The following is a 25,924-nucleotide window of genomic DNA, read 5'->3' on the forward strand; positions in this document are numbered from 1 at the left end:
GTGCTGAAGTGGAAAAAACAGAGAAAATCATCCCGAACGAACCGGCATCGGAGGAAACGTCTGCGGCAAAGCGCAAACGCGCCGTCACGCAGACCAGAAACCCGGAGCGAACCCGGGCAGCCATTCTCGAGGCAGCCCGGCGCGAGGTCGCGGCGAAGGGCCTGGCTGGCGCGCGAATCGATGTCGTGGCTCGCCGCGCCGGCACCAACAAGCGAATGATCTATCACTATTTCGGTGACAAGGACGCACTCTACCTCGCTGTTCTGGAAGACGCTTACCGCCACATCCGCCATGCCGAGCGACGCCTCGATCTGACACGCAAGGCGCCGAGCGAAGGCCTGCGGGAACTGGCGCTTTTCACATGGCACTATTATCTCGATCACCCGGAATTCCTAAGTATCCTCGCTACAGAAAACCTCAATAGAGCGCGCTATCTGAGGCAATCTCAGGCAATTGCCGAGATGCACTCGAACTTCATCTCCGAATTGGAGGACGTGCTTCGCCGTGGCAGGGAGACCGGCGAATTCCGGACCGGGTTGGATCCAGTTGATGTCTATCTGACCATAGCATCACTCGGTTTCTTCTATCTGTCCAACCGCTTCACGCTCTCCACGATCTTTCAGCGTGACCTCGGCGCCCCGGCTGAGCTCGAAAGATGGGGTCAACATATCGTCGACACCGTGCTTGCTGCACTGCGTCCAACTTGATCGTTGCGCAGTAAATTCCCCTTTCAGGCCAAGGGGAAGAGAGCGTGTGCGGTTGCGAAGGACACCAGGATTTCTCCCATAACGTTTAGTTGGCGGTGCTGGAAACGGCTCCGCCTTTTTTCATTTTTGAGCGCAAATGCGCCTTGACAGATCGCCCCCATCGCGATCACAAATAACCAAATGGTTACAAATATCCGTTTTGGGAAAAACCGCAGTCAGCGGTAAGCGAGCTGTCTTGGGAGGACAATTCATGAAACGTATCGGCGTCATCATGCACGGAATCACCGGCCGCATGGGCTACAATCAGCATCTCGTGCGCTCAGTACTGGCCATTCGTGACCAGGGTGGCGTGACACTGAAGAGCGGCGAAAAGGTCATGCTCGACCCGATCCTCGTTGGTCGAAACGCAGAAAAGATCGAGGAAATCGCCAAGCGGCATAACGTTGCCCGCTGGACAACAGATATCGACGCAGCACTTGCCAATCCGGAAGACACGCTGTTCTTCGATGCCGGAACCACGCAAATGCGCGGCAGCCTCCTGGAAAAGGCCATCAAGGCCGGCAAGAATGTCTACTGCGAAAAGCCAATCTCCGACACGATGGAGGAAGCGATCGCCATCGCAAAACTGGCAGAGAGTGCCGGGATCAAGCACGGCGTTGTGCAGGACAAGCTGTTTCTGCCGGGTCTTCGCAAGCTCGCCATGCTGCGCGATAGCGGCTTCTTCGGGAAGATCCTCTCGGTGCGCGGAGAATTCGGCTACTGGGTTTTCGAGGGTGACTGGCAGCCAGCGCAACGCCCCTCCTGGAATTATCGCCTGAAGGATGGCGGCGGTATCATTCTCGACATGCTGTGCCACTGGCGTTACGTGCTCGACAATCTCTTCGGAAAGGTTCAGTCGGTCAGTTGCCTTGGCGCAACCCACATTCCTCAGCGTTTTGATGAGCTGGGCCGTCCTTATACTGCAGACGCAGATGATGCTGCCTATGCCACATTCGAGCTGGAAGGCGGCGTGATTGCCCATATCAACTCATCCTGGGCAGTGCGCGTGCGTCGTGATGATCTCGTGACCTTCCAGGTCGACGGCACCCACGGTTCGGCGGTGGCAGGCTTGACGAAATGCTGGACGCAACATCGTACAAACACGCCGAAGCCCGTCTGGAACCCAGACCAGCCACAGACGATCGATTTCTACAAGACCTGGCAGGAGGTTCCTGACAACGTCGTCTACGACAACGGCTTCAAGGCGCAGTGGGAAATGTTCATTCGCCACATCGTCGACAACGAACCCTGGCCTTATGGCTTGATGGAAGGCGTCAAGGGCGTGCAGCTTGCCGAACTCGGCATCAGGTCGTGGAAGGAGCGTCGCTGGCTCGATGTTCCGGAAATCGTCTGAGGAAATCGAGCATGAGCGAACTCCAGCTTCCCAACGAAGATCGTACGATCGGGCTTTACAAACTCTCCGGCACTCCCATTGCTCTTGAGAAGCGGGAGGCAGCCGATTTCAATCGTGTCGCCTTCGCCGCCGCTCACGTGGTGGCGGACCCCCTCGCCGACAATGACCCATGGCTGACGCCCGCCATCGATTGGGACGCCACCTTGCGGTTTCGTCACCGGCTCTGGGACCTTGGGCTTGGCGTTGCAGAGGCGATGGATACAGCGCAGCGTGGCATGGGCCTGGCGTGGCCGCAGGCTCAGGAGCTGATTTCCCGAGCGCTTAAGGAAGCCGCGACCAGAAAAGATGCGCTGATCGCCTGTGGTGTCGGAACCGATCATCTCAGCGGCACAGATTACAGCCTCAACCAGATTGTTGACGCTTATCTGGAACAGCTTAATTTTGTTCAGGGACAAGGCGGTCGCGTTATCCTTATGGCAAGCCGCGCTCTTGCCGCCGCCGCCCGCTCACCAGACGACTATCTGGAAACATATTCGCGCGTGCTAGAAAAGTCTGACAACAAGGTCGTGATCCATTGGCTCGGTGAAATGTTCGATCCAGCCCTTGAGGGATACTGGGGCTCGGCCGACCACATGACGGCCATGGATACTTGCCTAGCGATGATCAAAGGCAATGCCAGCAAGATTGATGGGATCAAGATTTCGCTTTTGTCGAAGGAGAAGGAAATCGTCATGCGCCGCCGCCTACCCGAAGGTGTGCGGATGTATACGGGTGACGACTTCAATTATGCCGAACTGATCGCCGGCGATGACCAGGGCCATTCGGATGCACTGCTTGGCATATTTGACGCGATTGCACCGGCGGCCTCAAAGGCGCTTGCGAGCCTGAAGCGCGGGGCAGATAACGAGTTCTTCGACATTCTCGAACCCACGGTCGCGCTTTCGCGGCACATCTTCAAGGCACCGACGCGTTTTTACAAGACGGGCGTCGTCTTCCTGGCCTACCTCAATGGCCTGCAGGATCACTTCACCATGGTCGGAGGGCAGGAAAGCACCCGTTCCACGCAACATTTCGCCGAACTCTTCCGGCTGGCTGACAAGGCGAATGTCCTCTCGAACCCGGATGAAGCCACCCACCGCATGAAGGCGTTTCTCGCCGTGAGGGGTATCCATTGAAATGGCCGCTCCCCACATCTTAAGGGCTGTCGACGCCGAAGTTCTTGAACGCGGTGTGACAATGCGTATGCCGTTTCGTTTCGGGGCTGCGACTGTCACCGAGGCACGGCAGATCTTTCTGCGCCTAACCGTTGAAGACCACACCGGTCGGACAGCGAACGGCTACGCCGCCGAGTTGATGGTACCGAAGTGGTTTGACAAGAACCCGGCGCTGAGCAACACCGACAATGAGCGTCAGTTACGGCGCTCACTAGAAATTGCGGTTTCACTTGCGCTTGCGGCAAAGGCCGCAAGCGCATTTTCCATTCATGCCGAGCTGGAACCACAACAGCACCAGAACGCTGCAGAAGAGGGCTTGAATGGCCTCATCGCATCTTTCGGGCTCGCCCTGGTCGACCGTGCGATCCTGGACGGTCTTTGCCGCCTGACCGCCCTACCGGTTGCCGACGCGGTGCGCCAGAACCTGTCCGGCATTGATACCAGCACGACGCCTGATCTTGACGGCTTTGATGTCGGCTTCTTTCTCCGCGACCTGTCGCCAAAACCAACGATTATGTTGCGTCACACGGTGGGCTACATCGACGCTCTGACACGGGGCGAAATCAAAACACCACCGAGAAATGACGGTTTACCTGAGTGCCTTGAAGACGAAATCCGGGCCTATAGGCCACGATACTTCAAGCTGAAGGTCTCCGGCAGGCCACAGGACGACGTGGAGCGGCTATCGGCCATTGCGTCTGTCCTCGACACGCTCCCCGATTATCAGGCAACCCTCGACGGCAATGAACAGTTTGAGAATGAAGATGCCTTGATCGACCTCATCGATCGCATTGAGGCATCGCCGTCTCTCACGCGTCTACGCCACTCGCTGCTATTCGTGGAGCAGCCCTTTGCCCGTGCGAGCGCTCTTTCCGTGCCCGTCAGCAAAGTTGCACGTCGGATATCAGTCGAGATCGACGAGTCCGACGGTACCAAAGACGCATTTCTCGAGGCGAAAAAGCAGGGTTATCGCGGTGTTTCGTCCAAATCCTGCAAGGGATTCTACCGCTCCATCCTGAACAGAATGCGGGTCGATGCCTGGAACGAGGAAAAGGATGGCGGCTACTTCATGTCGGCAGAAGACCTGACAACCCAGGCCGGCATCGCGCTCCAGCAGGATCTCGCACTCGCATCAATCATTGGTCTGACGCATATCGAACGCAATGGCCATCATTACGTGGACGGCATGCAAGGTGCCTCACCTGAAGAAGGCCGGGCATGGGTATCGGCACACAGCGACCTTTATCACGAAGAAAAGGGCCGCCCGAGGCTTCAGATCCGCAACGGAGAAATTTCACTCGAGACTACACTGCGGGCACCCGGCCTCGGCATCAACGATGCTGCGGCTCTTGCCACGTTCAAAACACTTCAGGAAAAACGGGAGGATGCCGCATGAGCCTGGAAGGTCTTTCGATCAATTTCGCTACCGTCCGCCAGGGCGGTTCATTCGGTGCCATCGTGGACGCTTGCCTTGCGCACGGAATTACGGCCATCTCTCCGTGGCGTGAACATGTTCATGGCGTCGGTCTTTCTGAAGCAGCCCGCATCGTTGCGGAAAACGGACTGCGCCTGAGCGGTCATTGCCGCGGCGGCTTTTTTCCGGCACCGGATGCGGAAGGGCGTCTCAAGGCGATCGATGACAACAAACGCGCCGTAGACGAGGCTGCCGCCATGAAGGCCGACTGCCTGGTTCTTGTTGTTGGCGGTTTGCCTGCCGGCTCACGCGACATCAAGGGCGCACGGCAAATGGTGGAAGACGGGATGACCGAGCTTTTGCCTTATGCTCGAGCGGCAGGTGTCCCGCTTGCGATTGAACCGCTCCATCCATTTTACGCAGCAGAGCGGGCCTGCTTCAACACGCTCAAACAATCTCTAGATCTTTGCGACAAGCTTGGCGCCGGAACAGGGGTTGCCATCGATGTCTACCATGTGTGGTGGGATCCCGAGCTTGAGGCTCAGGTAGCGCGCGCCGGGCGCAACGGACAGATCCTTGCGCATCACATCTGCGACTGGCTGGTGCCAACGACCGATCCCCTCAATGACCGCGGCATGATGGGCGACGGCGTCATTGATCTGAAGGCGTTTCGCGCCATGATCGAGGCGGCCGGGTTCTTCGGACCGCAGGAGGTCGAGATCTTCTCGCATCGCTGGCAGGCACGCCCCATGGACGAGGTCCTTTCGACCTGTGTCGAGCGTTTCAAAACCGTGTGTTGATTTTGGTTCGGGAAAGCGACAAGCCCGAGCAAGATCAAACAACGCAGACACTACACATCGCACGCGTTCACCTGCCCAACACATGCCAATCACGGCGTCTGCGTTGCGGTGACGCCTCCGCCCTTTAATCGCATTGCCTCCGGCCCGTCCACGTTGTGACGAGGCCGGAGGGATACGATCGGGAGTTTTATTCAGCGGCTATTGCAGCCTTGCCGCTATTCAGCGCAATCAAACGATTGGCTCGCTCGAGGCTTTGCGGTTGTTCGGAACGGTAACGCCGCCCGATCTCCATCATCAGTACGGTTTGCGGCAGGAAGGTCAGCTCCGAAAAGATATCGTCCCAGTCGATATCGCCCCAGCCAAGCGGCATATGCAGATCGCCGATCCCGAGCGCTGTGTTTTCCTGCGGATGATAGGCCGTATAAAACCCCTGCGGACGCCCGAATGAATCATGGACATGCAAGTGACCGGCCACGGGTGCCATGGCGCGAAGCTGGTCGCGGAAATCCAGCCCGCGATAGGTGGACTCGATATAGGCGTGGCTGAAGTCGATGAGCGCGACAAGGTTCGGATGATTGATGGTCCGAACGGTCTCTGCGACCTCTGCAGGCGTTTGACGATATTGACCGGGCTGCGTCGAGAAGATGTTTTCCAGCGCAACACGAACACCATGTTCTTTGGAAAACTCGGCCAGCTCGACGAGCGCGTCACGCTCACGTTTGTCGGCATCGGCACGTTCGGCAATCTGGTCGGGACGCAGTGCACCCCCATGCTGGACGAGAATACCGGCTCCGATGCGCTCACAAAGCACTGCGAGCGCTTTTGCTGCATCGAGCTGATAACGGCAGGTCACAGGATCCATGAAATTGGAAGAGACAAGGCCGTGTACCGTGTATCGGAAATCGAACTGCTTGACGAGTTTGACGAAGCGCTCGGCGCGCTCTTCGATGATACGGCCGCCCGCCACGATATCGAGGCTTGTCACACCGATCTCGACGGTGTCGCAGCCAATATCTGCAAGCGCCCTCAGATCGCTTTCAAGTGTTGCCAGTTCACCGTCGTCCGAACCAGCGTTGAAGCCGGTGCCAATTAGATTGCTCATCTTCGTTTTCTCCAGGGGTAGGACTATGCTGTTTCGGTAAGCGTGGCGCGCAGACGGAGTGCGAGATCCGGACTGTCGCTGGTCAAGTGACCGATCCCGCGTTGCAGCCAGTCGCGGATCAGACCCTCGTCATTCAGCGTCCAGACGCAGAGACGCGACAGCGGCAGTTTTGCGGTAATATTCGACCATTCCTCGTCCATGAGCTCATGGTGTATTGCAACGATATCGACGAGGCGCTCAACTGTGTCGATAAAGCTCGAAAGGCCACCCTGTCTTTGAGCCCAGTCGCGATTGACGGAAGCAAGGCGGGCGATACCTGGGGCTTCAAGGCGGCAATCTTCCAGGATCGATGTGTCGAAGGAGGTCAGGTGGCAACGACCGCCAACTTTGAACCTCTCAATCTCTGCAGCGACTTTTGCGGCAATCCCTGGATAGGGTTTTCCCACTTCATCCACCTTGATCTCGACATGCAGATCTTTTCCTGAAGGCGCGAGAACCTCGAGCACCTCCGATAATGTTGGAACGACGTCCTGACTATCCTTGAGGCGGGTGGCAATGCGATCTTCTGCAGAAAGCCGGCGGACAGCTCCCTGCCCTCCGGTTGTCCGGTCCAGGGTCGCATCATGGATCACGATCAACTCGCCTGCATCGGTCAAATGGACATCAAACTCGATTGCGTCGACGTCAAGTGAAAGAACGTTTCTGAAGCCGGTCAGGCCATTTTCGGGCCAGAGATTGCGGGCGCCACGGTGGCCGGTGATTTTTGTCATGGGCATATCCTGATCAGGTTGAGGTCAGCGAAGTGTTGGGTCGAGTTTGTCGCGCAACCAGTCGCCCACCAGCGAAATCGAAAGCGTCGTGACCATGATGACAAAGGCGGGAGCCAGCATGATCCATGGCGCGCGGGTGAGATATTCACGGCCAAAGCCGACCATGTTGCCGAGGCTTGTCTCCGGCGGCTGAACGCCAAGGCCAAGGAACGACAGGCCGCTTTCCATGAGGATGATTTCGGGAAACGTCAGTGTCATAGATACGATCAGGGTCGAAGCGACGTTGGGCAGGATATGCTTGAGGTAGACGCGCGACGGCGTTGCTCCAAGCTGCACGACGGCTGCGGCGTAACCTTGTGCACTGGCAGAAATCGCCAGACCACGCGCAATACGCGCGTATCTCTCCCAACCGTAAAATCCCATCAGGCAAATCAGGAGAGGCATGGACGATCCAAAGAAGGCGAGTACCGCAAGCGACATGATGAGAAACGGCAAGGCTGCCTGAAAATCGGCCAGCACGAGCACGAAATGCTCCACCGTTCCCCGGAACTTGGCCGCCAGGAAACCGAGCGTCGTTCCGAAAACTGCGGATATGATCGTTGCGCCGAACGCTATCACCAAAGAGACGCGGATCGACTGGATCAGGCGTGAAAGGACATCCCGTCCAAGCTCGTCTGTGCCAAGCACATGCGGAAACGTGCCCGGCATGGCAAGACGGGCCCGAAGGTCCATGGCCGCAATCCCATAAGGACGAAGCTGATCGGCAAAGATCGCCACCAGAACCATGAGGCCAAGCCAGAAGAAACCGAAGCCAACGGAGAACGGCAGTTTCCGAAGGCCTTTTCCGATGCGCACGAGCATATGGTTTTCGGATTTGGTGGGAAGTGAAGTGTCTGCAACCGTCATGATCACACTCCTCAATGGCCGGACTGGCTGCGAAGCCGGGGATCGAGCCAGCCATAAAGCAGGTCGACGACGAGGTTGGAGATGACCATTGCAGCGGCAATGACAAGCAGGATGCATTGCACGACCGCCAGATCGCGGTTGGTGACCGACACGACCAGAAGCCTGCCGATGCCTGGCCAGGAAAAGATGGATTCCACCACCACGGCACCGGCAATCAGGGAGCCGACCATAAAGCCGACAATGGTGACAATCGGTACGGCTGCATTCGGCAGTGCATGGGTCCAGACCACATCATTCCACTTCAGCCCTTTGGCGGAGGCCGTCCGGATGAATGGCTGGCTCATGACTTCAATCATTGCTGAGCGGGAGAACCGGGCAAGAATGCCGATACCACCAATGCTCATGGTCAAAGTCGGCAGGATACCGTGCTGCCAGGTGTCCTGTCCGCCCGATGGAAGAAGACCAAGCGTGATCGAGAAGATCAGCACCAGCAACAGTCCCATGACAAAAGACGGGATTGTGAAACCGAGAATGGCGCCAAAGATCACGCCGCGGTCGATTACGCTCTGACGATGCAGGGCGGCATAGACGCCAGCCGGAATACCGATGACCAGTTTCAGAAGCAGCGCTGGTATTGTCAGTTGCAGGGTTGCCGGAATGCGTTCGACGACGAGTTGAATGGCGGATGCCTTGTCGCGCATCGACACACCGAAATCACCGGTAAAGATCGATTTCATGTAAGCGAGGTATTGCACCCAGAGCGGCTGATCGAGCCCCCACGCGACGCGAAAAGCCCGCAAGGATTCCTCGGGAACATCGGGCCCGAGCATAACCTGCGCTGGATCGCCGGACATGCGCAGGACAATGAAAGCGAATGTCAGCACGGCAAGAATGGTCACAAATGCGCGCAACAGGCGGATGAGAACATAACGTATCATCGTCTCTATTCCTCAGGCAGCAACGGCAAGTGCCGGCACCAGATGACAGGCGGCCGTGCGTCCCGGCGCGATCGCGCGAAGCTCCGGCACCGTATTGCGGCACTCGGCAGTCGCCATCGGACAACGGGGATGGAACGCACAGCCCGTTGGCCTGCTCGCCGGATTTGGCGGTTCGCCTTGCAGGATCACACGACCTTCGAGCGGTCTGCCGGGAACCGGAACACTCGACACCAGCGCTTTGGTATAAGGATGCTGGGGTGTCCGGAAAATCACGTCGGAGGATGCTTCTTCGACAATACGGCCGAGATACATCACGGCGACACGGTCCGCGATGTTGCGAACGACCTTGAGATCGTGGCTGATGAAGATCATTGCGATATCGTGATGTTCCTGCAGATCGCGCAACATGTTGACGACCTGTGCCTGGATGGAGACATCGAGCGCTGAAACTGGTTCATCACAAACAAGAAGCCTGGGGCGCGACGCCAGTGCACGGGCGATGACGGCTCGCTGGCGCTGGCCTCCTGAAAGTTCATGTGGATAGCGCCCTGCCTGATCGGGACGCAGACCGACCGCACTCATAAGCTCGCCAACGCGTGAAGCAACGTGCTCGTTCGGAACAAGAGAATGGATCTCCAGAGGCTCGCCGATCTGTGCAGCGATCGTCAGGCGCCGGTCGAGGGCCGAAAGCGGGTCCTGGTAGACGAGCTGCATTTTTGCACGCAGCTTGCGCCATTGCGGTGTCCCGAAAGCTGGCATCGACTGTCCCTCGAAAGAGACCTTTCCCCCCTGTGGCGCGTCAATTCCAAGCAACATCCGACCGAGTGTCGATTTGCCAGATCCGCTTTCACCGACAATCCCGAGTGTTTCACCGGGACGAACCGAGAGCGACACGCCGTCGACTGCCCGCACGGGTGTCTGTTTTCCAAAGACGCCACGCCGCACCTGATAGGTTCTGACCAGATCCTGTGCTTCAATCAGATTTGCCATGTCAGAACGCTCCTTCAAGGACCGGGCTCCGGCTCATTTTTGGCGTTGAACCGAGCGGCCGAAGGCAGGCAATTCTGCGGCCATCGGACGCCGCCGATATTTCAGGCCTTTGTGTTCGGCAGGCATCGACGACATTCGAGCAGCGGGGCGAAAACGCGCACCCTTCCGGCAGGTGCCGTGGATCGGGGACGGTTCCGGGGATAGGAACAAGGCGCTTGCGTTCGCCATCGAGGCTAGGAAGTGCATCGAAAAGACCACGGGTGTAGGGATGGCGTGGGTTGGCAAACAAGGCGGCAATTTCGCCCTGTTCAACGACGCGGCCCGCATACATCACGAGTGCACGCTCACAGACCTGCGCAACGGCGCCAAGGTCGTGGCTGATGAACACAGTCGCCATGCCGGTTTCGCGGCGAAGTTCAATAAGAAGGTCGAGGATCTGCGCCTGGATGGTTGCATCGAGCGCAGTCGTCGGCTCATCGGCAATCAGGAGATCAGGCTCGCCGGCTAGCGCCATGGCGATCATCAGACGCTGACACTGACCGCCGGAGAATTCATGCGGAAAAAGGTCGATACGACGACGTGCATCGGGAATTCCGACCATATCCAGCAAACGCAGTGCTTCAGCTTTGAGCGCTTCGCCCCTCAAGCCGCGATGAAGAGACAGCGCCTCGGTGATCTGGCGCCCGATGCGAATGACAGGATTGAGTGACGAAGACGGATCCTGGAAAATCATGGCGATCTTACCGCCACGTACGGCCTCAAGTGCGGCGCGCGGTTGCCCAACAAGCTCGCGACCTTCAACGCTCACCGAACCGGTAACGCTTGCCTTACCGGGCAAAAGTCCAAGAGCTGCAAGCCAGGTGACCGACTTGCCACAGCCTGATTCACCGACGAGACCGATCGCCTCGCCGCGTTTCACATCGAGATCGATGCCATGCAACACCTGAACGCCATCAAAGGAAACCTTGAGGTTACGCAACTCCACAAGATTGGACGTCATCGCGCTCACCTTTTCTATTGGAAGGGAAGTTCAAGCCGTCGTTAGAAACGGCAATAGAAATGCCGGCCGCTCTTATCGGGTGGCCGGCGCAATTTTTGATCGATCAGGTCGACCAGTTGTTGGAACGGAAGTCCATTGCAAAGGCGGGCGCGGCCTTCCACTTGAGCGACTTCTTCATGCCGGTGAAAACGGCATTCTGGTGCAGAACCTGATAGACCGGATCTTCGCGCTCGCAGATTTCGAGCATGCGCGCGAATGCTTTCTTGCGCTGATCGTGATCGGTCGAGGTTTCCATAACGACGGAGAGCTTGTTAACCTCCTCGTTTGACCAGTCCTTCTTCTGCTGCACTTCACCGTTCGGACCGAACTGCGTGACCATCGGCGTGATCGGATCGTTGATGGAGTTTCCGGCAGACCAGTCACGCACGCCCTTGACGCCCTGCGGATCGTGAATCTGAGCCCAGTTTTCCTTCATTTCGATCTCGACGTTGAGACCGACCTGTTTCCACATCTCGACCATGATCTGCGCATTGGCAGTCTGGTTGGTGTAGTAGTTGTTGAGCAGGCGATATGGGATCGGGTCGCCTTTGTAACCGGCTTCCTTGAGGAGCTTCTGCGCCAGTTCCGGATTGAACTCCGGAGCAGCCCAGCCATCGACGAACATCTTCGTTGCGCTGTAGGAATCGAACTGGAGACCGGCCGGGATAACCGTCTGGCCACCCCAGAGCGCCTCGACGATCGCCTGACGGTCGATCGAATGGGTCATTGCACGACGCACGAGCGGATTTGCAAGGATCGGGTTCTGGGTGTTGAAGACCGAGATACGATGGTTCCAGATAACGGAATTCTGCACTTCGAGGCCCGGCGCTGCCGCAATGGTGGCGATCTGGTCAGGTGGTAGGTCACAGGCGAAATCATACTCGCCTGAGAGCAGGCCGTTCACACGCGACGCAACTTCCGGAACCTCGACGAAACGGATTTCCTGAAGTGGCGGACGGCCACCCCAATATTCATCGAAGGCAACGAGCGTCAGCGAAACGTCGGGCTTGTATTCACCGACCATGTAAGGGCCTGTGGTGACTGGCTTGCGCGCCCACTCCGCATAGGACGCAGCCTCATCCCAGGCACGACGGTTGGCGATCTGGCTGCCACCGGAATAGAGACGTCCTTCCAATGTGACGTCCGGCGTGGCGTTGTGGAAACGCACGGTGTATTTATCGACGGCTTCGACACCTGCCAGCGCCGGCCAAAGACGCCGTGCTGCACCAGGCACAACGGCCGGCAATTCCTTGACGGTCGCAGGTTTGTTGTCGGCTTCGAAGATCGTCTTGCCGCCCTTCGGCTCAGTGTTACCAAACACCCGCTCCTTGGAAAAGGAGAACACCACGTCTTCAGCCGTCAATTCGTCGCCATTGTGGAACTTGACGCCCTGGCGAAGCTTCAGTTCAAGGGTCTTGTCATCGATGCGCTTCCATTCCGTCGCCAGTCCGGCAACAGGTCCCTGATTGCCCATCCAGTCGCGCAGGATCAGGCCTTCCCAAAGGTTCGGGTAAAAGACCCGCTCACCGACGTTCGACTGTTCGTACCAGACATCAAGTGTGTTGTTGTTGGTGATCTTCTGCACAGCGATCGTTACCGACGGCCGCTGACCCTGGCTGAATGACATGCGTGGCAAGATGAGCGTGCCTGCGGCAGCGCCCATCAATCCAAGCGCGTGGCGACGATTGATGGAAAGCATCGTGATTTCTCCTTCGAGAGATGACAGACGACGATGGGCCGAAACGGAAAACCCGTCTCTGCACCGTTTTGATGAAGGGCTTTTTACGGCCCGGTGAAGCTTTGATGACGGCCCCGCGCGGTTACCGCGAAGGGCAGATTTCAGGTGTGAACAGTTGGCCAACCGAAAAAATTACGGACCTTGAGAACACTGTCACAATCGAAAGTTACGAGGTTCATGTGGTCGCCGTTTGGGAGGGCCGCACTATGCTAGATCATTGATTTGGGAAGCGTGGGCTCTTGCGAACCGGATGGGCTTGACCACGCCTCCCTCTGCGGCCAATGATTAAGTTACAAATGTTACGCACATGTGACAATTGATACGGGGGATGGTTTGGATAACCGGGACATGATGGTGAAGGCGGCGTGGCTCTATCACGTCGAAGGTTTGACGCAGGCGCAGATCGCTGAGCGAATGAACCTCACCCGCAGGCGCGTCAACGAGTTGCTGGCGATGGCCCTGGATCAGGGTATTGTGCGCATCAGCTTTGCATCCCCACTTGCCGAGAGTGTCGAACTCGAATCGAAGCTTTGTTCGGTTTTCGGGCTCGAAGAAGCTGTGGTTGTCATGACACCTGCAGACCCCGGCCAACTGCAGACAGTCATCGGGCGAGCAACGGCAGCCTTTCTCGACAGGCTTATCCAGGTTCGCAAACCGGCCTCGCTGGGTGTTGGCTGGGGCACGACGTTGCGCGAAACCGTCGAGCACATGACGCCAGTCAACGCTCCCGACATCAAGGTTCGATCAATGATGGGCGGGCTGACAAGAGGTTCAGAAATCAACACCTTCGAAATCGTACGGCGCTTTGCCAAGGTTCTCGGTGCGGAATGCCATTATCTCGCCGCCCCGATTTATGTCGACAGTGCAGGCTCTCGCGACATCATCATGGCGCAACCTGCCTTCCGTGATCTTTTGCAGGAAGCCGCGAATGTAGAGGCATCGTGCCTCAGCGTTGGGGACCTGACGAAGGAATCACTCCAGGTGCGCTATGGTCTGCCTTCAAAACAGGTCATCGAAGAGTTGCGGGCAGCCGGCGCGGTGGGAGATATCATCGGGCATTATCTTGATGGGCGGGGCAATCCCGTGGACCACGGCATGAATGAGCGGGTGATCGCGCTCGATCTTGAGGAGTACAGACAGATACCCTGCCGGATCATTACCTCTGGCGGCGTGCACAAATACAACTCGTTGCGGGCAGCCTTGTCAGCAGGCCTGGCAACGGTTCTCGTCACAGACACCGAGAGCGCAAGGTGGCTTCTTGAAAACCCCGTTCCGCCTCCAGCATGAGACGAATGTACGCTCTCAAATTCCCTGTTAGTCAGCCAGACGACAGTGCCGCGACCGGATCGAGACGGGATGCGTTGCGAGCCGGCAGGTAACCGAAGACGACGCCGATCAGGGTTGAGCAAACAAAGGCCGCGACGATCGAGGTCCCCGAGTAGACAAGGGCAAAATTGCTGCTGAAGAGGCTGAAAGCTGCTCCGAACCCGAGGCCGCCGAGAATGCCGAGGGATCCTCCGATGATGCAGACGAGTACAGCCTCAATCAGGAATTGCCTTAAAATATCGCTGCGCCGTGCCCCGACGGCCATCCTGACACCGATTTCGGAGACACGCTCTGACACTGACACGAGCATGATGTTCATGACACCGATGCCGCCTACGAGAAGAGAAATCACCGCGATGGCAGCAATGAGGATCGTCATGGTCCGCGTGGTGCTGGTGATCGTTTCCCTTATGTCGTCAGTGTTGAGAATATAGAAATCCTTGGTGCCGTGGCGTTGTGTCAAAAGGGACGTCACCGCTTGCTCCGCCAATGACGCCTCTACATCGTCGCTCACCTGTACCGTGATACTGCGCAATGAAAGACTGCCGAGGAACCGGGATTGGACGGCGGTGTATGGGAGATAGAGCGACAGGTTCTGGCTCGAACCGAAGCCGCCCTGCTGCGCCTGGGTCACACCAACAATGCGGGCTGGAACCTTGCCGATCAGAATGACCCGCCCGACAGGGCTACCGGTGAAGTCGGCAAAGAGCGACTTACGGGTATTTTCGTCAATCACGACGTCCTGCGCCTTTTCGCGGACACTCGCCGCGTCAAAAAAGCGGCCCTCCGACAGCTTCGTGCCCTTGGCAGCAAAATACTGGTCACTGACGCCGTTGACGAGCGCGTTTGCTTCCTTCGCCCCGAAGCGGACTGTACTTGATGTCGATACGGTAGGTGTCACCGCAGCAACATAGGGCTGGCCTGCAAGGGCATCCGCGTCGGAAACCACCAATGTTGTGATTTTTCCCGACCGAATGTCGCCGAAATCCTTGCCTGCGAAGATTTCCAGCGTATTCGTTCCAAGGCTTGAAATATTTTGTAGCACGCGCTGTTGTGATCCTTGCCCAAGTGCAACTACGCCGATGACTGAGGCAATACCAATGATGATGCCCAACATCGTCAAGAAGGTCCGCAACTTGTGCGCCCGCATAGAAAGAAGCGCCATGCGGAATGCTTCCTTTAGGGATGACCAGATCCCACTTAGGCCACCTTCTGAAGCAGGTTCGAGTTTCGCGGCTGAAGCCCCTGAGACAACTCTATTTTCCGCGTTGTCGCGCTCCGGGCGATCAGAAACGATTTCCCCATCGCTGATTTCAATGATGCGGTCGGCGCGCCTGGCGATTGCCATATCGTGGGTCACGATGACAACTGTGCGCCCTTCGGCGTGCAATTCGCTGAGGATGCGCAGCACTTCCTCGCCGCTCGTGCTGTCGAGAGCGCCTGTCGGCTCATCAGCCAGAATAATACCGGCGTCATTCATCAAGGCGCGGGCGATGGAAACGCGCTGTTGCTGCCCGCCGGAGAGTTGGCCTGGGCGATGATCCAGTCGCGCGCCCATACCGAGGCGGTTTAACAGCTTCGCAGCATTGCTTTTGCGTCCAGCCTGGGATTGCCCCGCATAGATCGCAGGGATCTCCACGTTGCCGAGTGCCGACAGTTCGCCGAGAAGGTGATAGCGCTGAAAGATGAACCCCAGATGTTCGCGCCTGAGCGCTGATAATGCATCCGCATCGAGATTGGCCGTTTCCTGACCAGCTATCGTATAGGTTCCGGAGGTCGGCCGGTCGAGGCAGCCAAGAATATTCATCAGCGTCGACTTTCCGGAACCGGACGCTCCGACGATGGCGACCATTTCACCGGCCTCGATCGTCAGATTAACGTTCTTGAGCACGCTGATTGTGCCATCGCCGGAGGGGTATTCGCGGCTGACCGCCTTAAGTGCAATGAGTGGCTCGCCCATGGCTCAGAACCCCATCGGCGGCGGTCCACCACCTGGGCCACCGACTGCAGTCGTCGTGACCTGAGATGACGCCTCGCCCGTTACCACACGCTCATGTTCGGCAAGGCCGGAACGAACCTCGACCGTAACCTTGTTGTTCAGTCCGGTTTCGACCTTGCGGTCGACGACTTTGCCATCGTCGACGAGGACACGAACCGAATAGGCGCCATCTCCAAGCTGCGCACCGAGAGCAGCAGCAGGGATGGTCAGGACGTTTTTGGCATCTCCGAGGACAATGTGAACCTCGGCAGTCATGTACGTCCGAAGCTTCCCATCCGGGTTCGGCACGTTGAAAACGCCATTGTAATAGATCGCCTCGGACGAAGAGGTCGAACTCGACGAGGAAGACGACGACGTTGAGGAACTGGATGAACTGAAGCTGGAATCGCTGCGAACGGACTCTGGCGCAGGCTCGATCGAGGCAAGCGTCGCCTCGTAGCGTTTGTTGGGTTCTCCGAGCACGGTAAAATAGACAGGCAGATCTGGCTGAACGCGGGTGATGTCGGCTTCGGATATCTCCGTACGTACGGTCATGCTATCGAGCTGGCCAAGAATAACGATGGTCGGTGCAGATTGCGTTGCATTAACCGTCTGGCCTTCCTGGCTGACGATAGAAAGCACAGTACCGGCGATCGGTGCAATAATCCTTGTGTAGTCGAGATTGGCTTGTGCTGTCTCCACGGCGACCTGCGCTTCTTCGATCTGCGCGTCCAGCGCCTGGATTTGCGCTTCGCTGACAGCAAGAGCAGCAGCCGCGCTTTCCAGATCCGCGCGCGACGTCGTATTTTTAGAGGCCATGTCTTTTTGGCGGGCAAGGCTTTGATTGTTGAGAAGCAGCGTTGCTTCTTTTTCAAGGCGCTGAGCCTTAACGTTGGCAAGTGCCGCCTTCGCGGTCCTGAGACTGTTCAACTGTGTTACGGAATCAATCTCGGCGATCAGATCACCCGCTTTGACAACGTCGCCAAGGGCGATCTTGACTGCAGTAATGCGGCCCGAGGCCTGGGCGCCGACGGCAACCAGGCGAGATGGCTTCAAAGTGCCGGTCGCAAGCACAGTCTGCTCAACATCTCCTCGCGTCACCGCAGCCGTCATGACGTTTGGTGTCGCAGCACTGCTATATTGCGAAGAGATCCAGAAGCCGCCTGCCGCGAGGATCGCGAGAGCGATGAACGCGCCTGTCTTGCGTGCCGTTTTCATGTGTCTTTCCTGTCCGATAATTATCGGGTAGCCGCTCTCTTCGAAACTGCCTTGGTGCAGTTGGCTTGTGCGGCCTTTCCATTCGCCATCTTCTGCTTGGCCTTCGCGCAGACAGAAACTGGCTGTTTTTCCTCCTGGCGTGTCTTGGCCGGAGTTGGCGACGAAGGCTTGTCTTTCGCTAAGGCAACCGACAATGCGAGGCTCAGACCGAAGAGCGACGCCAGTGCGCCGTAGAAATATTTCATCCTGATGTCCTTTTGAATTCGCGCGGGGGACCGCAAGTCGGCGATCCCCCGGCTAGACCGTTTCCGGCCGGGTTCCTCCTTTACTGGGGGGCAGTTTTAAAGGAGGAATTTCTGATTTTGTCAGCCTCTCGGCCCGTCGTTATCATGCCAATGCGCATCCCCGGAGGGCGGCCCCTCCATTGGATCGCTGGGGCCCCTCAGGGAGGGACCAGGAGGAGGCGCAATCAACATCTTCTCTACTCCGGAGAGCTTCGCCAGTTGGTCCGATGTCAGGACTGTGCGCAACGTTTGGGCTGCACCTTGCAGGGCCTTGGCCTTTTCAGCTTTGGCAAGGATTGCACCCGCCAGCCGCTCACCCGGCAGACCGGCTTCAGGAGCTTCGTCTGTCCGGACCTGCGCAGGAGGCAATTTATCCCTGCCGGACGCATCCGCTGCAAAGTCAGGCAACGGCCGCGGCGGTCTGGGACCAAGGGAAAGTACGTCTTGCAAAGCGGTTGTATAGGTGCGCCATGGGCCGAGCTGATCGGGAGTGATGCCGATATAGACTTCCGCCGCAGAAAGCTGTGCTGCGAGCCCAAAGGTGAAATGGACGGCGACGTCGTCCATCCGCGCCGGCGGCGAAAGGTGATCTGGACGGACAGGGGTTGCCTGCTCCTTCGTTACATTCTGCGAAGGCACATCCTGCGCTACGGCAGGCAAGACCACGGCGGCGCCACATATGACGGCGGAGACGACGGCAGTAATCAACAGAGGCTGTTTCATCTTTCTTTCCTTCCCTTGTGGGGCACGGAAAGAGATTATGGGGGCAGAGTTTCCCTCTTTCGTCCCAATGTTTCTGGCCTTGGCCCGATTGGCCATTTTTGTAAACGAATGTTTCCGGACGAGCGTCAGAAAGCTTTCGTTGCAAAAATCCGGCTTTTATTTCTGCCGTTTCGATATAGTGCCGCCAAAAGGTTGGATAAAATGACGGCTAACGCACCCACTCACATATTGATTGTTGACGACGATCTCGAAATTCGTTCGCTTCTTGCAAAATACCTTGGTTCGCAGGGCTTCAGGGTCTCTGCGGCGGCGGATCGCCGCGAATTTGAAGAACGTATTTCAAGCTCTGATCCGGATCTCGTCGTTCTGGATGTCATGCTGCCAGACGGTTCCGGCCTCGATATCTGCCGCGACCTCCAGGGCCGCAAGACACGCACACCTGTTATTCTTCTCACAGCGCTAAAAGAGGACGTGGACCGTATCGTCGGACTTGAAATCGGCGCAGACGACTATCTCGGCAAACCCTTCAATCCACGCGAACTGACAGCCCGCATCAAGGCAGTGCTTCGCCGTTCAGGCGCCCAGGAGCCTGCTGCACCAGGTGCAAACGTCTATAGCTTTGCAGATTTTTTTGCTGACCCTGAACAGCGCTCGGTTACACGCACGAATGGCGAAAAGATCGATCTGACAGGCGCCGAGTTTGATCTGTTGAAAGTATTTCTGGACAGGCCCGGTCGTCTGCTTTCACGCGACCAGATACTTGACCTAACGCAAGGCAGGGACCGCGGACCGTTTGACCGGTCGATCGACGTCCTGATGAGCCGCCTGCGCAAAAAACTGGATATGGATGATGCTCCGCCCATTTTCAAAACTGTCCGAAACGGCGGTTACCAGATGACCGTATCCGTTAAATCCCAACCGGTGCAGCGATGAATTCCCTCAGAAACCGGATAGCAGCGCTCCTCATCGCTGCTATCATTGCTGTCGTGGCGCTTGCGACATTCACGGCGCAACAAACGCTGCAGCCACCCTCACCTCTCTCTACGATAGATCCCATCGCGCGCCTCCTTGGATTGGCTGTCACCATCGCAGAGCGCGAGCCGGCATTGCTGCCCGACGAAGGCCTGTCAGTCCAGGCCGAACCACCGGCCGGGCATGTCGACGGGATGCTCTCCGAATTTCTTGGCAAGGCGCTCGCGATCCAGGGGAACGGTCGGGCCGCAATGGTGGTCCGCGTCGAGAACCATCCGGCACCGGTTGCCGCTGTCGCGCTCGAGAAAGGCGGCTGGCTGGTGGCAGAGGTCCCTAATCTTGGCCCTCCTCCCGGCGGCTGGAAAACGTTTGGCATGTGGATCGTGCTGATCGTCCTGGGTAGCGCTCTTGTTTCGATCTTCGCCGCGCGAAAAATCACGCGCCCGCTCGACCTGCTGGAAAACGCAGCGGAGAGCATCGGGCCTGACGGATCTTTGCCACATCTGCCAGAGACTGGCCCCGGTGAGATACGCGCCACGGCGCGTGCCGTGAACACCTTGACGGCACGCCTCAAGACAGCCGTTGAAAGCCGGATGCGCCTCGTTGCCGCTGCAGGACACGACCTCAGAACACCAATGACCCGCATGCGGCTTCGAGCAGAGTTCATCGAGGATGATGCCGAACGGGCAAAGTGGCTCGCAGATCTCGAAGAACTCGACGCGATTGCCGATAGCGCCATCATGCTGGTTCGCGAAGAGGTCAGTCAGGACCCGGTTCGCGACGTTGATGTCGGCAAGATGCTGGAGGAAATCACCAGCGAACTCGGTGACCTTGGACACCAGGACGCAATCGACTTCCAAAAACCGGATAACTCGGCCGTAATCCAGGCTGCTCCGCATGCGCTGAAAAGAGCGCTGCGCAATCTCATCTTGAACGCTGTCACCCATGGGAAGGGTGCCGATATCCATCTGACACAGGATGATAGTGAGGTGGTCGTGATAATCACCGACGAAGGTCCTGGCATTCCCGAGGAGCTGATCGGACGCGTGTTCGAGCCATTTTTCCGCGTCGACCCTGCGAGGCGAAAATCAGTCCCGGGTGCAGGACTTGGGCTGGCGATCGCAAAGGAGATTATCGAGCGTTTCGGCGCGACAATCTCGATCGCAAACCGCAAGAAAACGGGGCTGGCACAAACAGTGATTTTCCCAAAGTCTGCAAAATAGAAAACGCCGGGTTTCCCCGGCGCTTCCTCGAATTCAGCTTAGATGATGGCGTTGTTGCAAGCCGTAGACGGGGGTATCGAGCCCCACCTGACGTGCCTTGAGCTGCAGAGACAAGTATTGGGAGTAATGGCGCGACTGGTGAAGATTTCCGCCGTGGAACCAGAGGGCCTCCTGCTGGGTCGGCTTCCACATATTGCGCTGCTCGCCTTCCCATGGTCCCGGGTCCTTTGGCGTGTCAGAGCCAAGCCCCCAGCACTTTCCAACCTTGTCGGCAACGTCCTTGGAAATGAGGTCGGCGGCCCAGCCGTTCATTGAACCATAGCCGGTCGCGTAGACCACGAGGTCTGCCTTGAGCTCGCTGCCATCTTGCAATACAACTGCATCCTCTGTGAGATGTGATACGTCTGAACCGGATTTCAGTTTGATTGAGCCGTCGATGACAAGATCGCAGGCGCCGACGTCGATGTAATAACCCGACCCGCGCCTCAGATATTTCATGAAGAGACCGGAGCCGTCAGCACCCCAATCCAGCATGAAGCCTGCTTTCTCGAGTGCCGCATAAAAATCGGCGTCTTTCTCACGCATCCGATCGTAAAGCGGTATCTGAAACTCATGCATGATCCGGTAGGGCAGCGAAGCGAAAATCAGGTCGGCTTTCCTCGTCGTCATGCCCGCGGCAACCGCCCGTTCCGAATAGAGATCACCCAACCCGATTTCCATCAGGGAATCTGAACGGACAATATGCGTAGAAGACCTCTGCAACATCGTGACATCGGCTCCAGCCTCCCAAAGTGCTGCGCAGATATCGTGGGCGGAGTTGTTCGAGCCGATGACGACAACCTTCTTGCCGGCATATGCGTCTGGTCCAGGATGCTGTGACGAATGCTGTTGCTCGCCCTTGAAGAGATCCTGCCCAGGTATCTTTGGAACATTGGCCTTGCCCGACATGCCGGTGGCAAGCACGAGTTGCTTGGGCCGCAGCACGACGTCCTCGCCGTTTCGCTCGACGACAACCGTCCATTCCCTGGCGGCGTCATCGTAGCTGGCCGATTTGCAGGTCGTTGAGCCCCAATAGTTGAGCTCCATAACTTTCGTATACATTTCCAGCCAGTCGCCGACCTTGTCCTTCGGGGTAAAAACTGGCCAGTTTTCCGGGAAGGGAATATAGGGGAGATGGTCGTACCAGACCGGATCATGCAGGCAGAGTGATTTGTATCGCTTGCGCCAGCTATCTCCCGGCCGCTCGTTCTTTTCGATGATGATTGCCGGGACACCCAGTTGGCGAAGCCGGGCGCCGAGAGCAACACCACCCTGTCCGCCGCCAATGATCACAACATAGGGCTGTGTCGTGTAACCGAGTGCTTCGGTCTCCTTCTCGCGCTTTTCCTTCCAGTTCGTCCGGTTTTTGCCATGCCCATGTTCCGCCCCCATCGGACGGCGAAGCCCCTTTGGTTCTTCATGCCCCTTGATTTCGATCATCGTCGTCAGCAACGTCCAGATCAGGCCGTTTTTCAGACGAATATGACCGTAACCACGTGTCGTCGCCGTTTCGAATTCAAACCAGCCATCCGTAACGCCGCCTGCGTCACCTGCGGCTTCGTTGGTATCCTGTACGAAATTGCGAGGTTTGATACGAGACAGCTGGCTCTGCAGCATGTCCCTGACCTGCGGGCGCCCTTCCATGGTTTTCAAGTTCCAGGTGAACGTCACGAGATCGCGCCAGTAGCACTCCTCCTGAAAGAGGTTGACGGCGGCTTCGACATCTCCTCTTTCCAGGGCCTCACTCAACTTGGAAAGTACGGCATCGATTTTTGTCGCAGGGCTAACGTCAAGCATATCATCTCCTCCATGGTTGCTTGATGGACTTCTTTAGTCGTCGTCCGTTTCGCGGGCGCCGACCAAAACCTTAGAGCACCAGCGCCGGGCTCCTCTCCCGGCGCTGGTAGCATGATGCTTACTTCGAGAGATCGATCAGGATTTTGAGATGCGTTCCGGCCGGATCGAGCAAGGCGTCGAAACCCTCTTTGACGGCGGTATCAAGCGTGATGCGTTTGGTGACGACCTTGCTCGCCGGAAGTAGTCCAGAGGCAATCAGCCTGATCACCCTGGGCCAATAATGCGTGGGATAGGCCCATGAGCCTTTGACCTCCAGATCTCGGAAAGTAACCTGGAACCAGTCGAGCGGGTTTTCGTGCGGATGCAGGCCGGTTTGAACGACAACACCCTGCTTGCGCACCGCGTCCACACATGCCTTCAACGCGTGTTCGTTGCCCACGCATTCAATGGCGACATCACAACCTACATTGCCCTCGGTCCGGGAACGAACGACATCACCAACATTGTCGCGCTTTGGATTGATGGTAATGACGTCGGGCAAAATCTCTCGTGCGTAGTCGAGACGTTTATCGTTGAGGTCTGAAACGAAAAGCTGTGCGGCACCGGCAGCACGCGCGGCAAGCAGGGTCAGCATGCCGATCGGTCCGGCTCCAGTGACCAGCACACTATTGCCGGCGGTAACGCCACCGCGATCGCAGGCGTAGACGGCAACGGCGGTTGGCTCAACCAGGGCTGCCTCCTCATCCGTCATGTCATCCGGTATCTTCTGGACGTTATAGTCATTGACGAGCGCAGCTTGCGCCATCCCTCCGCCGATCCAGCTCAAACCGACCAGGGCCAATTCAGGGCTAAGGTGAAACAATCCGCGATCCGAGAAATAGTCACCGGACCGGGGCATGACGAGTGGCTGGATCGAAACGCGATCGCCCACCTTGACGTTGGTTACGCCCTCGCCAACTGCCTCGACAACACCACCAAATTCGTGGCCGAGGACCTGGGGACCATGGGCGCCGGTAAACGGATGCGGTTCTTTGGGAATGAAAATTGGGCCGTAGCTATATTCATGAAGATCTGTTCCGCATATTCCGACGAACCTATTGCGGACAACGACCTGACCGGGACCCGGCTTTTCCGGCTCGGCAATATCTTCGATCCGCAGATCCTTGGCCGCATGAAACCTGAGCGCGCGCATGTTTTCTCCCATTGGCTGCTTTTAATGCCAATTGGGCAGCAAGAGACATGCCAGCAGGTCTGAGAGGCCGAAAACCCCTTCCCCGCCGGGCAATCCGGATCATTGATAGTTTTTTTGGATAACCGGGATTGCAACACCTGTGGCGCAACAGGTGTTGCAGTTTGCATCAGTGGAGCCTTCCAATGCCGTATCGCTTCATTTGCCGATGAAGCGTTGAACGATCGATGCCAAGGCGGCGTGCAGCTTCTGAAATATTGCCTTGGCAGGCCGACAATACCGCCCGCAGTTCCTGCTCGCGGTTGCCCTGTGCATCGACCGGTTGATGCGGCATGACGCTTTCGGGGAGATCCTCCACCTCGATTACACCGTTTTCACAAATTGCCCCTGCAAATGCGATGACATTGTCGAGTTCACGGATATTACCCGGCCACGGATAGGCAGAAAGCGCCGTCTCCGCGTCGCTCGACAGGGAGAGCGGTCCCCGTCGGGGGCCATGTTTTTCCAGCAGTCGTTTAACTACCCAATGGAAATCGCTCCGCTCGCGGAGCGATGGGAGGGTGAGAATTGCCGTGTTCAGCCGGTAATAAAGGTCGCCCCGAAAACGGCCATCCGCTATCATGTCCGCTAATGGCCTGTGGGATGCCGACATCACACGGAAATCGACCTTCCTGGCGACCGACCCACCGACCGGCAGCACCTCGCCTTCGGCCAGAACACGCAGAAGCCGGCTCTGCGCAGCAAGCGGCATGTCACCAATTTCGTCCAGGAAAAGCGTTCCGCCCTCCGCCTCCTCGATCAAACCTTTTCGTCCTTTTGCAAGCGCCCCGGTGAAAGCGCCTGGCAGATATCCGAACAGCTCACTTTCGATCAATTGTTCGGGGATTGCTGCGCAATTGACAGCAACAAAACGGCCAGTGACACCGCTTGCCTCGTGCACGATGCGAGCGAGATGTTCCTTGCCGGTTCCCGTCTCTCCCTGAATCAGGATTGGCAAAGTTGTTGGTGCGAGCTTTCTCACCTTGCGGCGCAGCGCCTCGATGTCTGGTGTCTGACCACCAAGGCGGTCCATGGCAGACAAATGCGGCACATCCCGCCGAATATTGACGCCGATCGGGCGCTGCTGCGGTTCGATCGCATGCACGTAAAGCGTTGAACCATCGCGGACCGCGATGCGTCTGTCCTGCGGCAAGCGGCTTCTGGTCAGGGATGCGAGATCGTCGACCTCCGCTTCGAAAAATCGAGACACCGGTTGCCCGATCAGTGCGTCGGTGTTTCTCCAGTCAAGACCGCATGACGACGCCAGGATGCGGGCCCCGCCGTGCGTCATGCCGGTGATGAGCCCACCGCCATCCAACGAGATTGCCGCCTCAGGGTCCACATCGAGGAATTCCGGTGCGCCAGCAAACCGCAAGACAAGGTCGTGGCGGCTATGCGCCATCAGGTTCGCAAGTTCAATGCGCCGGACGGTAGACGAAACGAGATGGCGCGCCATGTTCTGGCTCGCCTTGAGGATCGGTGAACTCAGAAGCGAGATATCTAAAACCGCGGCCAGCGATCCGTGCATGTCGTAAATCGGCGCTGCTGTGCATGAGAGAGGCGTATGGGTCATGTCGAAGTGATCCGACTGATGGATTGTCAGCGCTTCGCCTGTTGCGATGCACGCTCCGACTGCACAGGTTCCTGCACGCGGCTCGGACCATTCTGCGCCTAGATAGAGACCTGCCTTTCGCAGATTGTTATTGAAAGACGGGTCTCCCAAAAACTCGACAGTGACACCCTGACGATCAGAGAGAAGCAGAACGTAATTTTGCTCTGCGACCTGACGGTAGAGCCTTTCCAGGCCGGATCTTGCGATGTGGACGAGATCCTCGGCCTGCTGGCGATGTTCACGCAGGCGCGTCTCAGAGACGATGACCGCCTCGCGTGCCTTGGCAGGATCAAGGCGGTACTCCTCCAGACATCGCCGCCACGACTCGACAACAACGTCATCACGTCCGGTATTTGCACCATGCCCGACGTTTTCGATTTCCCTGATGTGATCAGCAAATTGCATCGAGACTGTAGCGGCTCCTCCCGAAAGCCACCCTCCCTTTCAATCCATGTCTATCGTCTAGCACAGATGATGCACCATGGCGACGGCCGCATTCGGTCGGTTGACTGA

Annotated in this window: 22 protein-coding genes; 8 read left to right on the forward strand and 14 right to left on the reverse strand. The window is 57.5% G+C overall.

All coding sequences use genetic code 11. The features are described 5' to 3' along the window. Positions 1-8 precede the first annotated feature (8 nt). From ACIQT8_RS22015 to ACIQT8_RS22035, 5 genes are all read left to right on the forward strand, one after another. Positions 9-707 carry a TetR/AcrR family transcriptional regulator gene (locus tag ACIQT8_RS22015; RefSeq protein WP_400969757.1) on the forward strand — a complete coding sequence of 233 codons (699 nt, stop codon included), beginning with the start codon at positions 9-11 and terminating at the stop codon, positions 705-707. Between the two features lie 250 nt (positions 708-957). Beyond that, the gene (locus ACIQT8_RS22020; RefSeq protein WP_400969760.1) at positions 958-2,100 is read left to right on the forward strand and encodes a Gfo/Idh/MocA family protein; all 1,143 of its coding nucleotides are present in this window, start codon (positions 958-960) and stop codon (positions 2,098-2,100) included. An 11-nt stretch (positions 2,101-2,111) separates the two neighbouring features. Then, positions 2,112-3,275, forward strand: a complete 1,164-nt coding sequence (locus ACIQT8_RS22025) for a dihydrodipicolinate synthase family protein (RefSeq protein ID WP_400969763.1) — start codon at positions 2,112-2,114, stop codon at positions 3,273-3,275. A gap of 1 nt (position 3,276) precedes the next feature. Next, positions 3,277-4,710, forward strand: coding sequence for a mandelate racemase (locus ACIQT8_RS22030; RefSeq protein WP_400969766.1), 1,434 nt, complete (start codon positions 3,277-3,279; stop codon positions 4,708-4,710). Beyond that, the gene (locus ACIQT8_RS22035; protein WP_400969768.1) at positions 4,707-5,528 is read left to right on the forward strand and encodes a sugar phosphate isomerase/epimerase family protein; all 822 of its coding nucleotides are present in this window, start codon (positions 4,707-4,709) and stop codon (positions 5,526-5,528) included. The genes ACIQT8_RS22030 and ACIQT8_RS22035 overlap by 4 nt, the downstream gene beginning before the upstream one ends. Positions 5,529-5,715: 187 nt before the next feature. On the opposite strand, the gene ACIQT8_RS22040 is transcribed toward ACIQT8_RS22035, so the two are convergent. The 7 genes from ACIQT8_RS22040 to ACIQT8_RS22070 all read right to left on the reverse strand — a co-directional run bounded on the left by ACIQT8_RS22040 (position 5,716) and on the right by ACIQT8_RS22070 (position 12,972). Beyond that, positions 5,716-6,630: a TIM barrel protein gene (locus ACIQT8_RS22040; protein WP_138792607.1), complete on the reverse strand. Its 915-nt coding sequence runs from the start codon at positions 6,628-6,630 to the stop codon at positions 5,716-5,718. Between the two features lie 23 nt (positions 6,631-6,653). Then, complete coding sequence (locus ACIQT8_RS22045) at positions 6,654-7,400, reverse strand: glycerophosphodiester phosphodiesterase family protein (RefSeq protein ID WP_400969773.1); 747 nt, start codon at positions 7,398-7,400, stop codon at positions 6,654-6,656. A 24-nt stretch (positions 7,401-7,424) separates the two neighbouring features. Continuing rightward, complete coding sequence (locus ACIQT8_RS22050) at positions 7,425-8,261, reverse strand: ABC transporter permease (protein ID WP_400970136.1); 837 nt, start codon at positions 8,259-8,261, stop codon at positions 7,425-7,427. 56 nt (positions 8,262-8,317) lie between these two features. Further along, complete coding sequence (locus ACIQT8_RS22055) at positions 8,318-9,244, reverse strand: ABC transporter permease (RefSeq protein ID WP_400969776.1); 927 nt, start codon at positions 9,242-9,244, stop codon at positions 8,318-8,320. Between the two features lie 12 nt (positions 9,245-9,256). Beyond that, the gene (locus ACIQT8_RS22060; RefSeq protein WP_400969779.1) at positions 9,257-10,234 is read right to left on the reverse strand and encodes an ABC transporter ATP-binding protein; all 978 of its coding nucleotides are present in this window, start codon (positions 10,232-10,234) and stop codon (positions 9,257-9,259) included. A gap of 1 nt (position 10,235) precedes the next feature. Continuing rightward, positions 10,236-11,234 carry an ABC transporter ATP-binding protein gene (locus ACIQT8_RS22065; protein ID WP_400969782.1) on the reverse strand — a complete coding sequence of 333 codons (999 nt, stop codon included), beginning with the start codon at positions 11,232-11,234 and terminating at the stop codon, positions 10,236-10,238. A 103-nt stretch (positions 11,235-11,337) separates the two neighbouring features. Continuing rightward, positions 11,338-12,972, reverse strand: a complete 1,635-nt coding sequence (locus ACIQT8_RS22070) for an ABC transporter substrate-binding protein (protein WP_400969785.1) — start codon at positions 12,970-12,972, stop codon at positions 11,338-11,340. A gap of 372 nt (positions 12,973-13,344) precedes the next feature. Between ACIQT8_RS22070 and ACIQT8_RS22075 the strand changes: the two genes are divergently transcribed. Continuing rightward, positions 13,345-14,298: a sugar-binding transcriptional regulator gene (locus ACIQT8_RS22075; RefSeq protein WP_400969788.1), complete on the forward strand. Its 954-nt coding sequence runs from the start codon at positions 13,345-13,347 to the stop codon at positions 14,296-14,298. A gap of 31 nt (positions 14,299-14,329) precedes the next feature. On the opposite strand, the gene ACIQT8_RS22080 is transcribed toward ACIQT8_RS22075, so the two are convergent. From ACIQT8_RS22080 to ACIQT8_RS22095, 4 genes are all read right to left on the reverse strand, one after another. After that, positions 14,330-16,297, reverse strand: coding sequence for a MacB family efflux pump subunit (locus ACIQT8_RS22080; RefSeq protein ID WP_400969791.1), 1,968 nt, complete (start codon positions 16,295-16,297; stop codon positions 14,330-14,332). A gap of 3 nt (positions 16,298-16,300) precedes the next feature. After that, entirely contained in the window at positions 16,301-17,533 is a 1,233-nt protein-coding gene (locus tag ACIQT8_RS22085; RefSeq protein WP_400969794.1) for an efflux RND transporter periplasmic adaptor subunit, read from the reverse strand. A gap of 20 nt (positions 17,534-17,553) precedes the next feature. Then, a complete protein-coding gene (locus tag ACIQT8_RS22090; RefSeq protein ID WP_400969797.1) occupies positions 17,554-17,778 on the reverse strand; it encodes a hypothetical protein in 225 nt (74 codons plus the stop codon). A 120-nt stretch (positions 17,779-17,898) separates the two neighbouring features. Beyond that, positions 17,899-18,540 (reverse strand): hypothetical protein, encoded by a 642-nt coding sequence (locus tag ACIQT8_RS22095; RefSeq protein WP_400969800.1) that lies wholly within the window; start codon positions 18,538-18,540, stop codon positions 17,899-17,901. Positions 18,541-18,741: 201 nt separating this feature from the next. Here ACIQT8_RS22095 and ACIQT8_RS22100 point away from each other — a divergent pair, with 201 nt between their 5' ends. Both ACIQT8_RS22100 and ACIQT8_RS22105 read left to right on the forward strand, forming a co-directional pair. Then, the gene (locus tag ACIQT8_RS22100) at positions 18,742-19,473 is read left to right on the forward strand and encodes a response regulator (RefSeq protein WP_400969803.1); all 732 of its coding nucleotides are present in this window, start codon (positions 18,742-18,744) and stop codon (positions 19,471-19,473) included. Continuing rightward, positions 19,470-20,735 carry an ATP-binding protein gene (locus ACIQT8_RS22105; protein ID WP_400969806.1) on the forward strand — a complete coding sequence of 422 codons (1,266 nt, stop codon included), beginning with the start codon at positions 19,470-19,472 and terminating at the stop codon, positions 20,733-20,735. Before ACIQT8_RS22100 ends, ACIQT8_RS22105 begins: the two co-directional genes overlap by 4 nt. Positions 20,736-20,768: 33 nt before the next feature. Here the strand turns inward: ACIQT8_RS22105 and ACIQT8_RS22110 are convergent, their stop codons facing one another. From ACIQT8_RS22110 to ACIQT8_RS22120, 3 genes are all read right to left on the reverse strand, one after another. Continuing rightward, entirely contained in the window at positions 20,769-22,571 is a 1,803-nt protein-coding gene (locus ACIQT8_RS22110) for an NAD(P)/FAD-dependent oxidoreductase (protein WP_400969809.1), read from the reverse strand. A gap of 118 nt (positions 22,572-22,689) precedes the next feature. Continuing rightward, the gene (locus ACIQT8_RS22115; RefSeq protein ID WP_400969812.1) at positions 22,690-23,763 is read right to left on the reverse strand and encodes a 2,3-butanediol dehydrogenase; all 1,074 of its coding nucleotides are present in this window, start codon (positions 23,761-23,763) and stop codon (positions 22,690-22,692) included. Between the two features lie 166 nt (positions 23,764-23,929). Then, positions 23,930-25,816 carry a sigma-54-dependent Fis family transcriptional regulator gene (locus ACIQT8_RS22120; protein ID WP_400969815.1) on the reverse strand — a complete coding sequence of 629 codons (1,887 nt, stop codon included), beginning with the start codon at positions 25,814-25,816 and terminating at the stop codon, positions 23,930-23,932. Between the last annotated feature and the right edge of the window lie 108 nt (positions 25,817-25,924).

Origin of the sequence: Agrobacterium sp. NPDC090273 (genome assembly GCF_044772305.1) — a bacterium.
GTDB lineage: Bacteria > Pseudomonadota > Alphaproteobacteria > Rhizobiales > Rhizobiaceae > Agrobacterium.